16 protein-coding genes are annotated in these 21,475 nt (G+C 39.4%); 7 read left to right on the top strand and 9 right to left on the bottom strand.

The genetic code is table 11. From position 1 onward, the window contains the following. Positions 1-370: 370 nt before the first annotated feature. Genes Q4597_RS01520 through Q4597_RS01510 form a run of 3 tightly spaced genes read left to right on the top strand, consistent with a single transcriptional unit; the run spans position 371 to position 4,386 of the window. Positions 371-2,122: a glycoside hydrolase family 36 protein gene (locus Q4597_RS01520; RefSeq protein ID WP_303404496.1), complete on the top strand. Its 1,752-nt coding sequence runs from the start codon at positions 371-373 to the stop codon at positions 2,120-2,122. 9 nt (positions 2,123-2,131) lie between these two features. Further along, entirely contained in the window at positions 2,132-2,689 is a 558-nt protein-coding gene (locus tag Q4597_RS01515; RefSeq protein WP_215913698.1) for a sugar O-acetyltransferase, read from the top strand. A 47-nt stretch (positions 2,690-2,736) separates the two neighbouring features. Next, complete coding sequence (locus Q4597_RS01510; protein WP_303404495.1) at positions 2,737-4,386, top strand: solute:sodium symporter family transporter; 1,650 nt, start codon at positions 2,737-2,739, stop codon at positions 4,384-4,386. On the opposite strand, the gene Q4597_RS01505 is transcribed toward Q4597_RS01510, so the two are convergent. Beyond that, entirely contained in the window at positions 4,383-5,216 is an 834-nt protein-coding gene (locus tag Q4597_RS01505) for a phosphatase PAP2 family protein (protein WP_303404494.1), read from the bottom strand. The two genes, Q4597_RS01510 and Q4597_RS01505, sit on opposite strands and share 4 nt — an antisense overlap. 166 nt (positions 5,217-5,382) lie before the next feature. Next, complete coding sequence (locus Q4597_RS01500; RefSeq protein ID WP_303404493.1) at positions 5,383-6,285, bottom strand: histone deacetylase; 903 nt, start codon at positions 6,283-6,285, stop codon at positions 5,383-5,385. A 539-nt stretch (positions 6,286-6,824) separates the two neighbouring features. On the opposite strand from Q4597_RS01500, the gene Q4597_RS01490 reads away from it, so the two are divergent. Further along, positions 6,825-7,448: an HPP family protein gene (locus Q4597_RS01490; protein ID WP_303404491.1), complete on the top strand. Its 624-nt coding sequence runs from the start codon at positions 6,825-6,827 to the stop codon at positions 7,446-7,448. Positions 7,449-7,477: 29 nt separating this feature from the next. Here the strand turns inward: Q4597_RS01490 and Q4597_RS01485 are convergent, their stop codons facing one another. Both Q4597_RS01485 and metG read right to left on the bottom strand, forming a co-directional pair. Next, entirely contained in the window at positions 7,478-9,604 is a 2,127-nt protein-coding gene (locus Q4597_RS01485; RefSeq protein WP_303404490.1) for a Tex family protein, read from the bottom strand. A gap of 62 nt (positions 9,605-9,666) precedes the next feature. Further along, a complete protein-coding gene (gene metG, locus Q4597_RS01480; RefSeq protein WP_303404489.1) occupies positions 9,667-11,736 on the bottom strand; it encodes a methionine--tRNA ligase in 2,070 nt (689 codons plus the stop codon). A 190-nt stretch (positions 11,737-11,926) separates the two neighbouring features. Between metG and Q4597_RS01475 the strand changes: the two genes are divergently transcribed. Beyond that, positions 11,927-12,100 (top strand): hypothetical protein, encoded by a 174-nt coding sequence (locus Q4597_RS01475; protein ID WP_303404488.1) that lies wholly within the window; start codon positions 11,927-11,929, stop codon positions 12,098-12,100. A gap of 82 nt (positions 12,101-12,182) precedes the next feature. On the opposite strand, the gene Q4597_RS01470 is transcribed toward Q4597_RS01475, so the two are convergent. After that, positions 12,183-13,895 (bottom strand): DUF1501 domain-containing protein, encoded by a 1,713-nt coding sequence (locus Q4597_RS01470; protein ID WP_215437479.1) that lies wholly within the window; start codon positions 13,893-13,895, stop codon positions 12,183-12,185. Positions 13,896-13,905: 10 nt separating this feature from the next. Beyond that, positions 13,906-15,399 (bottom strand): DUF1800 family protein, encoded by a 1,494-nt coding sequence (locus tag Q4597_RS01465; RefSeq protein ID WP_303404487.1) that lies wholly within the window; start codon positions 15,397-15,399, stop codon positions 13,906-13,908. 195 nt (positions 15,400-15,594) lie between these two features. Between Q4597_RS01465 and Q4597_RS01460 the strand changes: the two genes are divergently transcribed. Both Q4597_RS01460 and Q4597_RS01455 read left to right on the top strand, forming a co-directional pair. After that, a complete protein-coding gene (locus Q4597_RS01460; RefSeq protein WP_303404486.1) occupies positions 15,595-15,954 on the top strand; it encodes a YraN family protein in 360 nt (119 codons plus the stop codon). A 150-nt stretch (positions 15,955-16,104) separates the two neighbouring features. Next, the gene (locus Q4597_RS01455; RefSeq protein WP_215437488.1) at positions 16,105-16,764 is read left to right on the top strand and encodes an aspartate kinase; all 660 of its coding nucleotides are present in this window, start codon (positions 16,105-16,107) and stop codon (positions 16,762-16,764) included. Between the two features lie 5 nt (positions 16,765-16,769). Here Q4597_RS01455 and Q4597_RS01450 read toward each other — a convergent pair whose 3' ends face one another. From Q4597_RS01450 to Q4597_RS01440, 3 genes are read right to left on the bottom strand one after another with little or no spacing between them, the layout of a single operon-like run. Next, positions 16,770-18,089: a TlpA disulfide reductase family protein gene (locus Q4597_RS01450; RefSeq protein ID WP_303404485.1), complete on the bottom strand. Its 1,320-nt coding sequence runs from the start codon at positions 18,087-18,089 to the stop codon at positions 16,770-16,772. 54 nt (positions 18,090-18,143) lie between these two features. After that, positions 18,144-20,069 (bottom strand): CocE/NonD family hydrolase, encoded by a 1,926-nt coding sequence (locus Q4597_RS01445; RefSeq protein ID WP_303404484.1) that lies wholly within the window; start codon positions 20,067-20,069, stop codon positions 18,144-18,146. A gap of 50 nt (positions 20,070-20,119) precedes the next feature. Next, entirely contained in the window at positions 20,120-21,418 is a 1,299-nt protein-coding gene (locus tag Q4597_RS01440) for an acetylxylan esterase (RefSeq protein ID WP_303404483.1), read from the bottom strand. Positions 21,419-21,475: the final 57 nt, after the last annotated feature.

Below are 21,475 nucleotides of genomic sequence, written 5' to 3'. Positions count from 1 at the left end.
CTGCGGGAAATTCCACAGACCACGTTAATTGAAGGAAATATCTTATTTTATAAATAGATTATATGTATCTTTCAAAGGTTTTTACGTTATGAAAATTTATTGATTGAGACAATTTTCATTAGAATTCGGTAAACTTTTTTCTTTTTTTATTGGTTAAACGTATTTAAAACGGCATTAATAAGCTGACACGCTCAAATTATTTTTGCAGTTTTTACAATACACTGTATATTTGATTAGTAGCATAGAATATCATAGCACAATAATTAAAATTATATTACGTTTTCTTACACGACTTTAGAGTTGGTAGAATTTAATTAAACACTAATTTTTTATTACAATATATAAATAGATGACTTCAAACACGACTCTAATGACCGACGGCCCCAAGATAAATACTATTGGAGCGGATGATAATTTTCAAACCACTCTAGAAAAAATATACGATCAAGACGGTACGGTCATTTACAATTTTGAAGTATCAAGTAACGAGGAGCGAATTCCTGAACCAATAACCCTGCAGTGGAAGGTTCCAGCGATTAATGTAAAAGGGGTATGGAAGCCAACAACTGATTTTAACAAGCGTATTCAGGCAGACTGGGAGCTGGATAATATGGAGTCTAGAATTTCTATTGACTCTCCTGTCATTTCACTTTTTGGTAACAGTGACGAGAATATCTTAACCTTTGCTTGTTCCAATGCAATCAACAAATTGGAGATGAATGCGCGTTTAAGGGAAGAGGACAATTGTTTTTACTGCCATATCACCTTTTTTACGGAGCAACATTACCCCATAAAAAACTTTAAGGTGCAATTGCGATTGGATAATCAGAATCAGCATTTCTCTGAAAGTTTAAAAGCGGTTTCCTCATGGTGGGAGACGTTTGATGAGTTGAAACCTGCCTATGTTCCCGGAATTGCAAAAAAACCATTGTACTCCACTTGGTACCAATTTCATCAGAATCTTGAAGTAGACCTACTACTTAAGGAGTGCAAAATTGCCAAAGAGTTAGGTTATGAGGCCATTATTATAGATGATGGATGGCAAACGTTCGATTCGAACCGAGGTTATGATTTTACCGGGGATTGGCAACCGGACCGCATTCCCGAAATGGCAGAATTTGTCAGGAATGTGCATAAAACAGGTATGAAGGTAGCCCTTTGGTACTCTGTTCCTTTTTGTGGGGAAAAGTCAAAAGCGTTTAAACGCTTTAAAGGCAAATTCTTGACGGAAGACCATAGATGGGCACCAGTTTTTGATCCACGCTATCCAGATGTAAGACAGTATTTAATAGATATCTATTCAAGCGCGGCCAAAGACTGGAATCTAGATGGTTTTAAACTAGATTTTATAGATGACTTCAGATTTTATAAGGACACGCCTACCCAACTAGGACCGGATGCAGACTATACTTCAATAAATGATGCTGTAGATCGCCTGTTGACCGATGTAAAGGAGGCGTTGACAGCTATAAACCCTGAAATTTTTATTGAGTTTAGACAAAAATACACCGGACCTGCAATGCGTAAATATGGAAACATGTTCCGCGCTTTTGATTGCCCTGGAGATGCTACCATGAACCGACTGCGAATTGCCGATATACGTATGCTTGCCGGTAATACCGCCGTTCATTCGGATATGGTTACATGGCATGCGGACGAACCCTTGGAAATTGCCGCATTACAAGTAATTAATACACTTTTTGGTGTGCCTCAGCTCTCTATTATGCTGAGTGAAACACCAAAAGAGTATGTAAACATGATTGGTTTTTATACAAAGTATTGGAATGAAAACGCCAATGTTCTCATGAACGGTAATTTCCTTCCCTCAAAGCCTCTCGCCAACTACCCAACAAAGCGTGTGTCTAAAGATGGGCATGCAATTATAGGAGTTTATGACGCGTGGGTTGTAGAGTTTAATGAAGAATATAAGAGTATGGATATTTTAAATGGTCAAATAGCAGACCATATTGTCATCCGGAGCACAAAGGATTGGGGCGCTTACCGTTGCAAAATTTATGATTGCCAAGGAAATTTGATTAGGGAAGATAATGTAGTATTTTCGAAAGGAGTACTTGAGGTTCAAGTTCCAGCTTGCGGAATTATCAGGACCGAGAAAATATAATCGAATTCAATGACTGAAAAGGAAAAAATGATCGCTGGTCAACCTTATAATCCACATGATAAGGAGTTGGTAAAAGGTAGGTTGAATGCACGTAGACTAATGCGTGAAATTGAGGCCATACCAATGGATAAGGAGCGGCAGCGCAAACATTTTTTCAAAGAACTATTTGCCGAAACGGGCAAGAATTTCTACATAGAAAACCGTTTTACTTGTGATTACGGGTTCAATATTTACTGGGGAGAAAATTCTTACGCTAACTTTGATTGTATTATTTTAGACGCCGCGCCGGTTTACATAGGTAAAAATGTAATGATTGCACCGGGGGTAAGGTTACTTACCGCTACGCATCCCTTGGAATTTGAAGCCCGAAATTCTGGTATAGAGTATGCAAAACCAATTCATATTGGAGACAATGTTTGGATTGGTGGCGGAGTAATCGTTAATCCTGGGGTTACTATTGGTAATAATAGTGTTATAGGTTCTGGAAGTGTGGTTGTAAAGGATATTCCCGATAATGTTGTGGCCGTAGGTAATCCGTGTCGCGTACTAAAGAAAATTGATAACTAGTGCCCTTGTAACTTTTTTGTTCCATACCAATTTAAAATTTCAAATTCATGCTCTCAATTGTTTCTTTTGTAGGTTTTACACTCTTAGTAGCGTTCATTGCTTGGTACGCTACAAGAAGCACTAATGAAAAATCTGCCGATGGGTACTTTTTGGCAGGTAGAAGCTTAGGGGCAATTACAATTGCCGGTTCTTTGCTTTTGACCAATCTTTCCGCAGAACAGATTGTAGGGCTTAATGGACAAGCGTTTACCGAAGGTGTATTGGTAATGGCATGGGAGACTTTGGCGGCAATTGCTATGATTATAACAGCTGTGTTCCTGCTTCCCAGATACATGAGGGGCGGTATAACCACTATTCCACAATTTGTTGAGGATAGGTTCGATCACGATACAAAAGCTATTCTCACGGCTTTATTTTTATCAGGTTACGTTATTGTAGTAATTCCCTCGGTATTGTATTCCGGTTCGTTGGCGTTTAGTACAATGTTTGATTTGCCTAGTCTTCTTGGACTTTCAAGTACGGTTACCTTGTGGATTTGTGTTTGGAGTATTGGTATCATCGGTATTATATATGCAATCTTTGGAGGATTAAAAGCGGTTGCGGTTTCTGACCTTATCAACTCTATAGGGCTTTTGATAGGTGGTCTTCTCATTCCTGTTTTTGGATTGATGGCTATTGGCGATGGGAGTATTTCTGAGGGATTGAGTATGCTTTGGAAAAGTCACCCTGAAAAATTTAATGTAAAGGGAGATGTGGATGCTTCCATTCCTTTTGGGACCATTTTTACGGGAATGATGCTCGTGCAGATGTTTTATTGGGGAACCAACCAAGTAATTTTGCAACGTGTTTTTGGGGCTAAAAATTTAAAGGAAGGTCAAAAAGGGGTTATACTTGCTGCTTTAGTAAAGTTTTTAATACCCATAATTGTGGTTCTTCCGGGTATTATAGCATGGCATATTTTTGAGGGGAATCTTGATAATCCGGACCAAGCCTATCCAAAACTGGTTGCTACGGTTCTTCCAGCTGCATTTACTGGCCTCTTTGCCGCAGTGTTATTTGGTGCAATTCTCAGCTCCTTCAATAGCCTTTTGAACAGTAGTGCCACCTTGTTCGGGTTTGATTTGTATCGTCAATATTTTAAGAAAGATGCCACAGAGGTACAAACCGTAAAAGCAGGTAAAACATTTGGTCTTGTTCTGGGTATTTTGGGTATGTGCGTAGCGCCATTGATTGCCAATGCGCCTCAAGGACTGTTTGCCTGGTTGCAAGAAGCGAACGGTTGTTATAGCATTCCCATTTTAACGGTTATCGTAATAGGTTTCTTTACCAAACGGGTTCCAGCCATAGCGGCTAAAATAGGGGTGATTTCAGGCGTCGTTTTGTATTCTATAAGCCAATTTGTTATTAAGCCTTATTATGTGGATAGCGCATTAGCGGAAGCAGCACAGAACGGAATAACCGATGCCAAAGCGTTGAGTGTGATACAAGCGGAAGCTTATCCGCATTTTTTACATGTAATGGCCATTTTGTTCGTCTTGAACATTATAATTATGCTGGTGATTGGTAAACTTTATCCAAGGAAAACGGATTATAAACCAATGACTACCGATGCTGTAAGTGTTGAGCCTTGGAAATACGCCTTTGTTGTAGGGGCGGCCATAACGGTCTTGGTTCTTAGTACGTATTTAATATTTTAAAATTGAAGAACCACTCCTAAAGTTCCGGGGCCAAAATTAAGGTTCCAGCTCATTTTCTTGGCCTGGTCATTGTATTTTTCGTTGTATTTTCTATCTAAGTAACGGTCTATAGATTCTACTGTGGCTACACTGATTGCTACGGCAAATACAAAATCACTTAACCAATGTTGGCCATCCCAAATTCTAGAAATGCCTGGTACGGCTCCTAGTGTATAAATACCTGCTTTTACCCACGGACTTTTAAATTGCTTTCCAATCGCATACGCGTTTGTAAAGGCCAATAAGGCGTGTCCTGAGGGGAAAGAATGATAGTTTCTGTTCGAGTTGAAGGGGTCAAAAGTGTCTTTTCCCTTTTCGGCTACCGGCCTTGCCCGTCCTACCGCAGATTTTAATACTTGCTGTAAAAAACCGGCCGAGGTGGCCGATGATATTAAGAGTACTCCGGTACGACGTAATTTTTCGTTTTTTGTTATCAATCCAGCTAAATAAACCCCGGAAGTTGCCAGGTAATTGTTCTCGGGGCTTCCGTAAAGTTCGCCGTATTCCCTAATAATATGGGGTACGCTTTCTTTTTGTCTTTGTATAAATTGAGAAGTATCATCATCCAAAAGGTAAACGGCACCTGTACCTGCTACTACACCGCCAAATTGAGCCCATTGTTGCCCTTTCCAGTGAAAAGGTCTGGAGTAGGAGTAACCAACGCCTTTAAACATGTTTACAAAATCATACTTGAACATATCCCACCGTTTTTCAGGTAAAGGAACAATTGAGTCCTGGGCATAGGAACCCATCGTAAAGATGGTAAGGAGTAAGGCTAAGGTCTTTTTCATAATAATTGCAAAACTAGACGTATTCTTTAAAGTTTCAGCCTTTGAAAATGAAAAAATAGATAGGATTGTGCGGTTTGGCTGTATTTAGAGGTTACTTTCAGTTAATTTACAAAATAAATGGATAGAAAGAGTATTGCCGGGAATCATAAATAATTGAGCCTAAACTTTAGAAATAGATTTCCTGAGCTAGGCGAAACGTATTGGCGTGAGCCTCTACAATAGTTTTGATGTCCGGGGAATAACCACCACCCATGCTGCATTGTACGGGTATTTGCAAATGATGGCAAATTTCCAATACTAGAGAATCCCGTTTTTTGCATCCTTCCATACTTAGGGCCAATGTTCCCAATTTGTCCGAGCCTATAACATCTACACCGCAGAGATAAAAAATAAAATCAGGTCTTTCTTTAGAAATAAGTTTGGGTAAGGTTTCCTTTAAGATTAAAAGATAATCATCATCATTCGTGTTTTTGGGTAAGGCGATATCTAAATCCGAATTTTCTTTTTTGAAAGGATAATTGCTTTCTCCGTGCATAGAAAACGTAAAAACCGAGGTGTCGTTCTGAAAAATTTCGGCAGTGCCGTTACCTTGGTGTACGTCCAAATCAACAATGAGTATTTTTTTGGCCAATTTTTCCTGCTGTAGATATCTTGCGCCAATAGCCTGGTCATTCAGCATACAAAAAGCTTCACCGTGATCGGAATAGGCATGGTGGGTTCCACCCGCAATGTTCATCGCTATACCATTTTCTAAGGCATATAAACAACCTTTCATTGTACCGTCTGCAATGATGCGTTCACGCTCTACCAAATCTTCCGTAAGAGGAAACCCAATTTTTCTTGCCTGTCTAGGAGGAATTTTAATGTTGAGTAAATCATAGAAATATTCAGGGTCGTGAACGGCTACAATGTATTTGTCATTGGGTATTTCCGGTTCAAAAAAGTTCTCTGGTGTGCAGGTACCTTCGTGTAGAAGTTGCTTGGGAAGCAATTCATATTTAAGCATTGGAAAACGGTGCCCTTCTGATAAGGAATGCCTGTAAATAGGATGGTGCGCTATTTTTAGCATATCACAAATATAGTTAAGCTTTTCAGGAACTAGAAAATGGATAGTTGATAAATGGAAGGTGGACGGTTGGTTACGCTACTTTTTTAAGAAGGTCAAAGCACGGACATTTGCCACATCTTTTGCTTTCGTTCTTTTTGTACTTTTTACAGCACTTGCTTTTAAGTTTAGTCTCGCAAGATAGCACCTTCTCCAGACGTTGTTGCAGCAACTCTGGTTTTGCCTTTTTTTTGTCTTTCTTCTTAGACGATTTCTTTTTCTTTGACACCCGCTTAAATTCTAAATATGGGCAAATGTAACTATTTTAAATAAATCTAAATAAGATAGAAAAGTTAAAATTCATACTCCAAGTTCAAAAAACATCAAATTATAATGTGTTGAGATTAAGTGTATTATTTCTGAATAGTTGTCTTTTGAATTTAACCCTATAAAAAAGATAGGATAAATAGAGTTTTATTTTTGTTTGTGTTTTTCGTTCCTATATCTTTGCCGGTTCTTAGTGGAATTGAAAAGAAATTGAATTGTAAAAAGAAGCATTTGCAATGAAAACAGGAAGTGAACTAAGTAGAAAAATTAACCGCAGGGCACGTATTTCAAAATATGTAATCTATAAAGAAACCTTAGTAGATTTTAAAGAGCAATTTTGGTCTTTTCTTGGTGCGTTTATGGGTATTGGTCTTATTGCCCTTTTGCAGTCTTTTTACCTGCCTAAACTAGAAAATGTACTCTTGATCGGTTCTTTTGGTGCCTCTAGCGTATTGATTTACGGAGCTATTGAAAGTCCGTTGGCGCAGCCTCGTAATTTTATTGGAGGGCAATTGTTATCTGCATTCATTGGTGTTACGGTGTACAAGCTTTTGCCAGATGTAATTTGGTTAACTGCACCATTGGCCGTTGCTACCTCTATTGTGGTTATGCAGGTAACTAAAACTTTGCATCCGCCAGGTGGTGCCACGGCTCTAATTGCTGTCATAGGTACGGCAAAAATTAAATCCTTGGGTTATTTTTATGTAGTTTCACCTGTTTTAATGGGTACGGTAATTCTCTTTGCTACGGCCCTTGTTTTTAATAACATTACAAAACATAGAAGATACCCTGCAAACGGCAGGCTGGCACATGCTATAAAGAAAAGAGCTCATAAAGGAAAGAAGCCTTGTGCTACATAAAAATGTGCTACTTGTCTTTTAGTACATCCCTACTTTTTATGTAATTTAAGTTGAATACGCTTGCGCGGAACATCAACCTGTAGCACTTTAACTATAATTTGTTGGTGTAGGCTAACATGTTCGTTAACATCCTTAACAAAGGTATCCGCTAGGTTAGATACGTGAATGAGTCCACTTTCTTTTATGCCTATATCTACAAAACAGCCAAAATTGGTAATGTTATTGACAATACCCGGTAACAATTGGCCTTCCCTTAAATCCGTAATGGACTTTATGTTTTGATCAAAGGTAAAGACCCTAGCTTTCTCCCGACGGTCAAGTCCTGGTTTTTCAAGCTCGTCTACAATATCCTTTAGTGTGGGTAAACCTATGGTTTCAGTGCAATAGGACTCTAATTTTATACTTTGCAAAACGCTGCTGTTTCCTATCAATTTGGTAACAGGAATACCTTTATCCTTAGCTATTTTGGTAACAATACTATAACTTTCCGGGTGTACGGCAGAATCGTCCAAAGGATTTTTGGCATCTTTTATCCTGAGAAAAGCAGCTCCCTGTTCAAAAGCCTTACCTCCTAAGCGAGGTACTTTTTTAATTTCCGTTCTACTTTTAAAAGCTCCGTTTTCGTTTCTATAGTTTACAATGTTTTCGGCCAATTTTGGTCCAATACCGGATACATAACTAAGAAGAGGAACACTAGCGGTATTGATATTTACACCAACCGAATTTACGCAACTCTCCACCACGCTATCCAGAGACGTTTGTAATTTACCTTGGTCCACATCATGTTGATACTGGCCCACTCCAATAGATTTTGCATCTATTTTTACAAGTTCTGCCAATGGGTCTGCCAGTCGTCTTCCTATGGATACGGAACCTCTAACGGTAACATCATAATTTGGGAACTCTTCTCTCGCAATTTTTGAGGCGGAATAAATAGATGCACCAGCTTCACTAACTACAAAGACTTCGATTGGATTTTTAAAATGGATGCGCTTCACCAGTTGTTCCGTTTCACGGGAAGCGGTTCCGTTACCAATTGCAATGGCTTCTATTTTATAGGCGTCACAGAGTGAGCTTATTTTTTTTATAGCTTCCTTGTCCTTGTTTTGAGGGGCATGCGGATAGATTGTCTCATTATGTTCTAAATCGCCTTGAGCACTCAAACAAACCACTTTGCAACCGGTTCTAAAACCAGGGTCTATTGCTAAAATCCGTTTTTCTCCCAAAGGAGCCCCTAACAACAATTGTTTTAGGTTTTTAGAAAATACCTTTATAGCATCTTCATCTGCTTTCTCCTTGGCATTTTTAAGTATCTCGTTTGATAAAGAAGGATAAAGTAGGCGTTTGTACGCGTCAGCAACGGCCATTTCTATTTGAGGCGTACAGGAATTATTGGATTTTATAACCCGGTCTTCAATACGTCTGAGCATTTCATCCGAATCAATTTCAATTTTAACACGTATAAAACCTTCGTTTTCGGCACGCAAAATAGCTAATAAACGGTGAGATGGACATCGTTTTAAAGCTTCGCTCCAATCAAAATAATCACGGAATTTCTGGGCTTTTTCGTCATCCTTTTTGGTTGAGATAACCTTTGTGACAATTATGGCGCTACGCTCTAACTGATTTCTTACCAGATTTCGAACAGAAATGTGTTCATTGATCCATTCCGAAATAATGTGTCTGGCTCCTTCCAAAGCTTCATCTGCATTGGCAACTTCACTATTGGTGTATTGATTCGCAGCCGATTCTATATCACCATGGTTTTGGGCCATTATGATTTTCGCCAAAGGCTCTAGTCCATTTTTACGGGCGGTTTCAGCTTTGGTCTTTCGCTTTTTCTTAAAAGGAAGGTAAAGGTCTTCCAAGGAAACGAGGTCATCAGTCTGTTCAATCTTATGCCGGAGTTCGTCCGTTAACCCACTTTGTTCCTCAATGGCCTTTAGAATAGCGGTTTTTCGCTTTTCAAGTGCTTCAAATTGGGTTTTAAACTGCACTATATTTCCAATCTCAACCTCGTCTAGATTGCCCGTTTTTTCTTTTCTATATCTAGAAATAAAAGGTACGGTACAGTCTTCATTAAGAAGTTCTACAGTATTCTCAATACTCTTTTGCGGGAGTTGAGTGTGCTTGGATATATAGGAAATGAGTTGCATAGGCCCTTAGTAACCAATGTTTAAATAGTTAGTGCAATGTAAAATGACGAGTGGAAAAAGTTCTAACTTATTCCTTCCCCATTACCAACACCCTCTTCATCTGGGTTTACAAAAACCAATTTGCCCTCTTCGTTTTCGGTCATAAGAATCATACCTTCACTTTCAACACCGCGCAATGCACGTGGTGCCAAGTTGATGAGAACGGTTACTTTCTTACCAACAATTTCTTCTGGCGTAAAACTTTCCGCAATACCGGAAACAATAGTTCTGGTATCTAGACCGGTATCTACTTTTAATACCAACAACTTTTTGGCTTTTGGCATTTTTTCTGCCTCTACAATGGTGCCAACGCGCATGTCTAATTTTGTAAAGTCGTCAAAAGTAATGGTGTCTTTTTGTGGCATAAGTTCTTTGTTCGCGTTTTCGTTTGCTTTTTTAGTAGCTTCCAATTTATCTAACTGAGCTTGTATTTCGCTGTCTTCTATTTTTCTAAAAAGTAGCTCGGCTTTATTTATTTTATGATTTGCCGGAATCAAGTAATTTTCTTCATCGAGATACTTAATTTCGACCTCGCTCCAGGCTCTATCTTTAATGTTTAAAATATTCTTCAACTTTTTTGAAGCAAATGGTAAAAAGGGTTGAGATAGATATGCTAATGCCGCTGCTATTTGAAGTGCAGTGAACATTATCCCTTCTACTTCATCTGGGCTCTCTTTTATTTTTTTCCAAGGTTCTTGATTTTGTAAGAATTGATTACCTGTTCTTGCCAGATTCATTAATTTTTGAGAAGCTTCTCGAAACCTGTAGTTTTCAATAGACTCAGAGATGTCCATTGGAGCATTATTAATAACTTCAAATTCTCCATAGTTTTGATGCTTTCGAGGAGTTACTCCTTCGTAATATTTGTTTGTCAAGACCACTACGCGGTTAATAAAGTTTCCGAGAATAGCAACCAACTCATTGTTGTTCCTGGCTTGAAAATCTTTCCATGTAAAATCGTTATCCTTGGTTTCGGGAGCATTTGCGGTCAAAGTATACCGAAGTACATCCTGCATATCCGGGAATTCCTCTAAATATTCATGCAACCATACCGCCCAGTTCTTGGAAGTAGAAAGTTTGTTACCTTCTAAATTCAGGAATTCGTTTGCGGGTACGTTTTCAGGTAAGATATAACCGCCGTGAGCTTTTAGAATAGCCGGGAAGATAATACAGTGAAAAACGATATTGTCCTTTCCTATAAAATGAACCAGTTTGGTGTTTTCATCTTTCCAATACGGCTCCCAGTCTTTGCCTTCTCGTTCTGCCCATTCTTTAGTAGAGGAAATGTAGCCTATGGGCGCATCAAACCAAACGTAAAGTACTTTGCCCTCACCACCTTCAACAGGTACGGGAATACCCCAATCCAAATCTCTGGTTACGGCACGTGGTTTTAGTCCGTCATCTATCCAACTTTTACATTGTCCGTATACATTGGGTTTCCAATCAGATTTATGGCCTTCCAAAATCCATTCTTTCAAAAAGTCTTCATAACGGTCCAACGGTAAGAACCAGTGTTTGGTTTCTTTGGTGGTAGGTACGGTACCGGTAATGGTAGATTTTGGATTGATAAGATCGGTTGCGTTCAAAGTAGAACCGCAATTTTCACATTGGTCTCCATAAGCTTCCTCATGCCCACACTTAGGGCAAGTACCTACTACAAAGCGGTCTGCCAAAAACTGTTTTGCCTCTTCATCATAAAGCTGAGCGGTGGTTTCTTCTATAAAATCTCCTTGCTCGTATAGCTTTACAAAAAAATCGGAGGCTGTTTTATGGTGAATTTCCCTAGAGGTACGTGAATAATTATCAAAAGTAACTCCAAAATCTTCAAACGATTTACGGATAATACCATCATACTTGTCAATGACCTCTTTTGGCGTAATACCTTCTTTTTTCGCCTTCATAGAGATAGCTACACCGTGCTCGTCACTACCGCAAACAAAGGCAACATCGTTTCCGTTTAAACGTAAGTAACGTGCATAAATATCTGCGGGCACATAAACACCTGCCAAATGACCAATATGTATTGGGCCATTTGTATAAGGCAAAGCGGCTGTAATTGTATATCTCTCTGGTTGTGTTAGCTTCTGGGCCATTGATTATGAATTAGGGTGCAAAAGTACTGATTTTGCACTGCATTACACAAGCGGAATGTAGAATGAAAATAGTGAGGTTAAAAACAATGATTTTAGGCAGGAGTGATGTAGCTGTGCGGTTTGCCGAAGATGTATACTAATTTCCTGACTATTTGGTTTTATTAATAAGCATTACCCTAAACTATTAACTATGAGTACAATTAACCCCCGGAACTTCAAGAACCTAGAAAAAATTAAAAAGAGTGTTGAATCGATAAAAAGTGAAGTGGATACTGAGGACGTAACCCATCTGTACAAAAACAAAGCTTCCCGCATCTCAATAGAACTATCTTTCAAGACCAAGAATAAATCTAAGCTTGCTTGATAAAAATTCATTGGATATAAGAAACCTTCGCGAATGAGAAATTCATAGCGAAGGTTTTTTTATAAGTTGAATTTGGTAATGGTTATGCTACCATAACCGATTTACTCATTTTATGTTGCTGCACTTGAATGCGGTAAATGTATTTGCCTGCGGCCAAATGACCGGGAATGTTTTCTTTAATGTTTATCTCATTTACTCCCTCGGACATAATAGCGTTGCTAATGGTTCCTACTTTTTGTCCAATAATATTAAAAAGCTGGATGTCTACATGTGCCGTAACGGGCATTTCTAGGTAGATATGCGGTGTGTTTTCCGAAGGATAGAACGGTTTATGGACTATGGCATTTAATTCTTCCCTATTAGGAATTACCGGTTTGTCCGTTAATCCACCATCCGGAGATGTTGGTATGGTTGGTTCCCCATCGCTATATACAATGTCCGGAAAATCCGTGCCGCTACAATTAAATCCTAGATTTACCGGAGCATAGGTATGCCCCAATAAATGTTGTTCTACTAACGGTATAGGCACACAGAGCCATTCTGCCAAAACCGTGGCATATAGGTCTCTAAAATCCATAGTGTATTCCAAGTTACCTCTTCCATCCGGATTGTCTAGCGTAGGGTGCTCGCCAACAAAGGCGCTGCCTTGTAGACCGGGACCAAAGAAAAGTGTTGGTGCGGCCTTGCCATGGTCGGTACCATTGGAACCATTTTCAAAAATACGCCTTCCAAATTCGGAGAAGGTCATACTAAGAACGTTATCATCCTGTTCCGTATAAGCCAAATCTTCATAAAAATTGTCAATGGCAATAGATAGGGTGCTCATTAGGCGTTCGTGGGCTAAAGGTTGATTACCGTGTGTGTCAAAACCACCCATGGAAATCATATAGACCTTTGTACCTAAATTTCCTTTTATCAATCTAGCTAAAAGGGCCAACTGCCTAGCAAAGCTGTTTTTCTGATATTCTACTTGGTTTTGGCCTCGTGACCAAGCGTCATGTATTACACCTGAATATTCATATGTGGTGTTGGCAACACCTCTCAAAAATTTCAATTGGTCGCCATACATACAGTCGTTAAATAGTTCCTGCTCAAGACCGTAGCGAACACCAGATTCAGCAATCTCTTCTAGTTGTTCCACATTTGAAGTAACAAATGCATAGTTGGTTTCGTCTCCTTGAAAAACCAAACTGCCAAACTGACCAATTTGGATGGCCGCCGGAGCGGGTGGGGGAGAAATTAGATAATCTGGGTAGCATTCCTCAAAATGCCTTCCCATCCAACCTGTATTCAGTCCGCTAAAACCTGTTGAGGTTAAATCGGTATTTGCAAAAACATCGGATCCCGTAAAGTGAGATAGACTCTGGCCTTCGTAGCCTACACCATGAACCGCCTTAAACTGACCTTCTCCCCACATGGGTTCTAAAGATTTCATATAGGAAGGTACACCAAATTCATCTGTAAGTTTTAAAACCTTACTTTCTGGAATATAGATATTGGGCCTTGCGTTGGCGTACGAATCAAATTGTTCAATGGGAATAACCGTGCTAAGGCCGTCGTTACCACCGGAAAGCCTAATCAAGATTAAAATTTTATCCGTTTCCGCATTTGCTATGGCCGATGTTAATGGTGATGGCGCAGAAGCGGTAAGCAAGTTACTGCCCAGCATCATTGAACCTGAACCGGCAATGCCCAATGCCTGTAAAAATGAACGTCTGCTCCAAGTTTTATGTTCTTGGTCATGACCGTCGTGTTCTATGCCTTTATGGGGATGATTATGATGATTGTCGCACATAGTAGTAGGTTTACTTTAGTTGAAATTCAGGTTGTCTGGCTAAATATTGTAAGAGTAGGTATACTTGGGTTGGCCCTTCCATTGCCGTGGCCAAAGTCCAAGTTGGTGTGCTTCCTCCCTCATAATATTGCGGTTGGATGTCACTTCTAAAAATAGTGTATGCCTTTTCGTATTCAGATTCGTTCAACAGGCCTTTTGGAAGAATAAAATCTATAATTGGTCTGGCTACAATATCAGGGTTGTTACTGGTGAGTCCGTCATTACCGGATATGGAGAGCCCCAAGGCTCTGAACTGCTCATCATCGGCATTAAAGAAATCTTCCAGAATAGTTTCTATGGTCAGCCACCGGCCAATCATAAAATTGGTGTTGATCCAAGAGCGGTTTCGTTGCCAACCGGCCACATCAAAGGGGTCAAACATACGCTGACTAAGGAGTCCGCTATAGTTTATAAGACTGGCTAGAACCGTATCATCATAACTAAAACTACTTTCTTTTAGTAAGTTGAAATAAAAATCAAAAGGACTTTTAATAATTACCCCGATAGCTTCATCATCAAAGAAATGTTGACTTTTAAATAATTGGGAAAGTACCGGAGTAATTTCAAAATCATTGGCAATAAATGTTGTTGCCATGCCAGAAATTATAGTCTGGGCGTTACCTGCACTGTCCTGTGAGTCCGGGTGCACGAAAAACTCGTATAATTTTCTGCATATAAATTCCGCTATTTCATTAGGCCGTTGTTCAAATAGGATATCAATAACATCGTCGTATCCCCAATTGCCCGCCTGTCCAAAAATCGTTTTACTGTCGGCATCATGGCGTTCCGCATCAAAAGTTACCTTTTCACAACCTAATTCACCACGTTCTACGTAACCGGAGAGGGCACGTGCGGTTTCTATAATATCTTCTTCGGTATAATTGTTTCCTTCCCCAAGGGTAAAAAGCTCATAAAGTTCACGGGCATAGTTTTCATTGGGGTTGTAGCCGTTGTTGTAAACTCCATCTAAATAATAAAGCATGGCATCCGTAAGCCCAATTTCACTCACGAACGTTTTAAAATTGCCAAGGGCATTACGTTGCAAACAGTTTACGTAGTAATATAGATAAGGGGTACATTCATAGATATCCAACTCGGTAACAAAATGGTTGCTCCAAAAGAAGCTCATACGATCACGCAGGTTGTTGTTCAGTAAGTCTTTGGCATAGGCCAAACTAAAATCCGTTTCCTGGGTTCGTTTTAATTGATTTCTTTGGGTGTCGTCTTCTGGATAGTTACTGCCGTTCCAATCTGCCCATTCGGGAGCTGGAATAAGTGCTGCGCTTTGCGCTTGGTTCATTAGGGTGTTTACTATGGTCTCTGCTGTAGAACCAACGGCTTGGTCAATGGTCTCTGTAGAGGCACTAAAACCGAGTCTTCTGTACAGATGAGCCGCCCTATTTCTGTCTAAGGGAGTTGTATACGGTGCCAATGGCGCCGTATTACAGTTAACAAAATATTCCATAATTTTCGTAGGCTTTAAAGAACCGTTTCATGTGTTTGGGGCTAGTTCTTAACGCACAAAGATTTTGGATAGTATGTCTTTTCTGGTATTTTCGATGTACTGTTGCTTCATTTACGAACGCAATCCAATTTTTGATGTTGTTTTACGCGACTTTTCGACGAATGACACGTTTTATTAAGATTTACAGGTGGTTTTATGGGAAAACATAATGAATTTGGCAAAGAAGGGGAGAAATTGGCTGCCGACTTTCTGCTTGAGAACGGATATGATATCCTCTATAAAAACTATCGCTATTTAAAAGCGGAAATTGATATTATAGCCCAAAAGGAAAATGTATTGGCCATAGTTGAGGTGCGTGCCCGTAGTAACGACCAAATTATACCTATAGCGGAAACAATAACCTCTAAAAAAATAAAGCTGCTTGTTGCCGCTGCGGATAACTACATTGTTGAAAATGACCTAGATGTAGAAGTTCGTTTTGATGTAATTACCATTTTAAAGAACAGTAAAATCTTTAAAATTGAACATTTGGAAAGTGCTTTTTATCATTTTTAATGTTTTTCCAAAATCTAAAACCATGGGATACTTCCCATTTTTAGGGCAAAAACTGAGGTTGCAAAAATTTTAAGAAAGAAGATTACAACACAATTTGTTTTATTTATAACAATATGTTATTTTTGCTCAGCAACCAATACTTGTGAACCCATGAAAACGATTTCTTCCGTAGTGGAACAGTACATTAAAAAGAAGCCTTTCTTGCAAAGTGCGTTGGCACAGGGCATCATTAATTTAACGTCACTTTCAAGGATTGTAAAACCTGAAATTGAAAATGAGTTAGGAAAAGACATTCGCAACGGAGCGATTGTTATGGCCTTAAAACGTTTATCAGATGATTTAGAGTTCAGGGCAACCCACAAAATCATAAAGGTTTTAAAAAATATTGGTGAGATTACGGTGCGTTCTTCGCTCACCGATTTTACATTTTTGGTCTCTGAGTCCATTCTTGAGAACCAGACCCAACTGTTAGAAGAGGTAAATAAGAACAAAGATGTATTTTACACGTCTTCGCGTGGTGTAAATGAACTGAATATTGTAGTAAGTAATAGTCTGGATGGTACGGTAGAGGAGCTTTTTAAGAATGAAAAGTGTACTCAAAAGGCCAAGAATCTATCATCTATTACAGTAAAGCTTCCTGCTGAGAACGTATCCGTTCCTGGAATTTATTACTTTATCTTTCAGCGCTTAGCTTGGGAGGGAATAGTACTATATGAAGTAATATCCACAACAAACGAATTTACTATCCTAGTAGATGACAAGCAGGTAGATGTAGCTTTCAAGACCATAAAAGACTTAAAAACCCTTTAAAAGGGTTATTTTTTTAGTAGTTCTACTACATCTTTATCGCTCTCTGGTTTAGCAATAATGCGCTTATCAGAATCCAACAAGAAATATGTGGGAGTATGGCTTATGTCATACAATCTTGCATATTTGCTTTCCCATCTGCCTAGGGCAATGACATGTTCAAAATTTGGTAGTTTGGCAGATTCAGGTGTCCATGTAGTAGTATCGTCTTCCAAACCTACGGCAATGACCTTTATAGTACTGTACTGTTTTAGTTCTTTGTGAAGTTGGGGAAGCTCTTTTAAACAGTGCGAGCAGGTGCTGCTCCAAAAAACCAGTAGATACTTTTCGGCTCCTTCAATAGTGCTTAATTTTTTTTGGGCATTGCCCGTGGTCCATTCCAATTCCGGTGCTTTCGCGCCAATTCGCAAGCGGTGCTGAGCAGCTAGGGTCTGAGCTTTATTGGGGTCACTGGAAGCGGGAATAAGAGACTCTAAATAGTTGTTGTAAACAAAATCCGTAGTTTCGTGTAGCCCACTATTGGAACTCATTTTCCATATGTTATAGAATACATCAAACTTATAGGCATCAGCAACTGGGGCCAATTGGGTGTTCACTTTTTTAATATTGGCCTGGATTGCTTTTTCCATATCTGCGGCAGACAATTGTTTTGCAGGTAGGGCCGTAAATACGTAGTTTTTGAGTTTATCAGTTAAAAAATCAGAAGCTTGTAGAACTTTGTTGTCTACTTTTAGGTAATCAAAATAATGCTCTTTTTTATGCGCTATATACTCCTGAACGGTTTCAAACTGAGAGGGAACGTAAGGTTTATTGGCTTTAATAAAGTGCTCTACCATTAGATTTTTAGCCTGCTCTTCATAGGCTTCTTGGGTAGCAGTTAGTTGCTCCGTGCATTCCTTGAATTCTTTCTTATCGGATTTTCCTTCCACATAAAAATCTACCAACTCCTCTACTAATGAGCCAATTGCTCGGAAGTAGGAGTCCATGATTTTATTTTCTTTTGAAGAAATGAAGGAAACGCCCTGGTTTTCATCAAAAGTTAGTTCTATATTTTCTTGGCCATTGTAAATGACATCAAAATAGAACTCGTCTTGAGGAACCGCATAAACCAAGCGGTACATGCCCGGATTGGCGTTTTCAGGTATTTGTAATGTGAATTTACCATCTTTAATAGACGTATTTGCAACAAAGGACTGTGAGCCCGGTTTTAGCTTATAAGCCAATAAATACTTGTATTTGCTGGCAGGTGTAAAAGTTCCGGAAATGCTATGTTGTGCCTGTGCAAAAAACGCAAAAAGCAGCGTAAATACGACTAGAATTTTTTTCATGATATAAATGCTCCAAAAATGATACCACAAAAGTATCAGTTTTGGAGCGATACCCTAGTCTTTTATTGGATTTTCGTTCGCAGTACGAAACGGTTCAGGTGCGCAACAATCCTGCGTACCGCCTACTTCTATTGACGAGGAGCCAAATACTTTAATGGTAGACTTAATAAAATCATCTTCATTGGCTTTATAAATATTGTCTACGTATTTCTGAGGATTACGGTCAATATAAGGAAACCAAGTACTGTGAACCTGAATCATTATACGATGCCCTTTTTTAAACGTGTGCAGTATATCTTGCAATCTAAAGTTAACGTCACTTGGCTCACCGGGTACAAACGGTTCTGGATTTTCAAAACTGTTTCTGAATCGTCCTCTAAAAACTTCGGCACGTACCAGTTGCTGGTAGCCACCCATGATAATGTTATCCGGATTGTGTTCGTAATTTTCGTGATCATTAGGATAAACATCTATCAGCTTTACTATAAAATCGGCATCCGTACCGGTCATGGCTACTTTAAGCTTAGCCATAATTTCACCTGCCAAAACCCGGTCATCTTCAAGAACATCCGTCTCAAAAGTTAGTACGTCCGGTCTTCTTGAAGCTTGTCTCTGGTCATCGGACATATATCTTCTTGGGGTGAACGTCAACCCCTCTATTTGTGATGTATATGGAACCGGCTTTTTGGGATCGCTAGTGTATTCAAAAACCGCCTTTTTATCAATTGGTTCATTGATGCTTAGTTGACCGTTTTCACCAAAATAAAGACTAATAGGCTCAATTTCTTTAGGGGGCCAAGTATCAAAAGTTTCCCATTTTTTAGCTCCGGTATCAAACATATAGGCTTCCGGAAGGGTGTCCGGACCATCTTCCTTTAAATGATGTGCAAAGAACTTTCGTTCAATATTTTTTAGATAAAAGGAAGAAATGCTATCCCCAAAATAAATGTGGTTGTGTACAGTCTTGCCTTTTTCTCTAGCCCAGCCACCATGATCCCAAGGGCCCATTACAATGCTGTTCTTGGCTTTTGAACTAGTGGCTTCAACGGTTTTGTAGATGTTTAAAGGTCCGTAAAGGTCTTCAGCATCAAACCATCCACCAACGGTCATTACTGCATGGTCAATATCCTTTAGGTGAGGAAGGATATTTCTTTTTTGCCAGAATTCATCATAATTGGGGTGTTCAACAATCTGGTTCCAGAAAAAGTTATCGTGATGATAGTTTTTTGTAATGTTCTTAAGTGGTCCTAATTTCAGATAAAAATCATAGGCATCAGCAGCTGGGTTGCCATACAGACGCATTAATTTATCCATGTACCACGGGTCTCTGGTAAGGCTGTCTTTTTGATATCCGAACACGGCAAATGCGGCTGTGTAACTTTCTAAGTAAGCACCTTGATGGTGAAAATCATCAAAGAAAAAATCGGCAATTGGGGCTTGGGGAGAAGATGCTTTGAGAGCGGGGTGTGCATCTATCATTCCAGCGGCGGTATAGTGCCCCGGATATGAAATGCCATACATACCCACACGGCCATTGTTGCCCTTTATTTTTTTAATCATCCAATCTATGGTATCGTAAGTGTCCGAGCTCTCATCAATATCTTTTTTGTTCCTACGATTGTTTCCCGGGATATTAGGGCGCATGTTGTCAAACTCACCATCGGACATATATCTTCCTCTAACATCTTGAAAAGCTAAAATATAACCGTCCTCAATTAAATATCTAGAAGGGTAACTACTGTAATTGAAGTTTGAATATTGACTGGCATTATAGCATGTGCGGTTGAGTAAAATAGGGTAGTCTTTAGACTTGTCCTTTGGCGTGTAAACTGCGGTAAAAAGCTCAGCTCCGTCACGCATAGGAATGCGGTATTCCTTTAAGTCATAATGCTGTCTAAAGTAAAGTGAGTCGGCATTTTGGGCATGTGACGCCAAAGCTCCCGTAAAAATGAAGAGAACTAGTAGAAACCTTATTTTCATAGTAGTGTTTTTTCTGTGTGCTTAAAGATAGATAATTGTAAGAATTTTGACTAGTCTCTTAACTTTGAAAACAACCATTTGTTTTTAAGTTCGTGTTGTTCAGGAAATGTCCAGTGACGGGTTTCCTGAAAAACGTGAAGTTCTTTCTTGGCCGGAATAAGATTGTATGCCGAATAGGTAGAAGCAGGCGGACAAACATTGTCATTGTAGCCCCAACTATACCAACCTTCTGCTTTTACAAAACGTGAAAAATTGGCAACGTCGTAGTATTTTGAAACTTCAATTTTTTCTGATTTGTTCGTAAAGTCATCAACAAATAGCTGTGGCCATCCACCGGCACGGCCATGTAAAAATCCGGTAAGGTCGCTTAATGCTGGGTAGAATGCAGCCAGATAGTCAATACGGTCATCAAGTCCTGCAGTTACTATAGACAAGGCACCTCCTTGGCTTCCTCCGGTAACGGCAATATCCTCGCCATTAAAATTGGATACACTTTCTAGAAAATCTACAGCGCGAATACAGCCAAGGTAAACCCTATGGTAATACGTATTTTTTTTATCATCTAAATTCATGGTGTTGTAGTTACTTAAAGCTCCGGCTCGTAAGTCATCATACACTTGCTGGTCAAGGTTTACGGGTATACCATGAATACCAATGGTAAAGGTGACAAAACCTAGGGCTGCTTCGTCTACCTCACCATAATAGGGTCGAATACCTGCTCCCGGAACATGCAAAATAGCGGGGTAGTTTCCTTCTTTTTTGGGAGTGCAAAGAATACCGTAAATCTTACCTTTTATATTGTCCAATCGTACGTGGTACACGTTCACTTTGTCCGTGCATCGTTCTGGCATTAATGTAATAACAGCATTCATAGGAATCTTGGCTAGTTCTTCCTTACCCTTGTTCCAAAAGGCTTCAAAATCTGAAGGTAATGTGGTCGTGGCCTTTATTTTTTCGGGAGAAAAGCCGGCAGTGGCGTACGAACTATATTCTTTGCCATCTACAATTACTTTGGCCGTACAGCGCAGAAATCCAGGTTCATTGAATTTATTCGATTTTACTTTTGCAACACCATTTTTCAACTTAAGCTCTCCTTGATTCCATATTTTTATGGAGCGATAACCTGGGTCGGTTTCAACAGTGTAATTTATGGTGATGTTTTCTAGAGGTACGTTGTTTCTTAAGACTGTGATTGAAAACTCGGCCCGTTCACCAACGTTGTAGGTCCAATCCGTATGGTCCGGTGTCACAATCACGTTTACGAGTTCTTTGCTAGGTTGGGCAATGAGGTTAAAGCACAACAAGAGAGTTGCCGTTAGGCTAAAGCAGATTTTTAGTTTCATGGTCATATAAGTTGTTTGGTAAACAAAAGAATTAGGGCCAAAACTCTATAGTTTTAGCTCTAA

The organism is Zobellia sp. 1_MG-2023, assembly GCF_030549125.1.
Classification (GTDB): Bacteria; Bacteroidota; Bacteroidia; order Flavobacteriales; family Flavobacteriaceae; genus Zobellia; species Zobellia russellii.
This window is presented reverse-complemented; position numbering and strand designations above follow the sequence as displayed.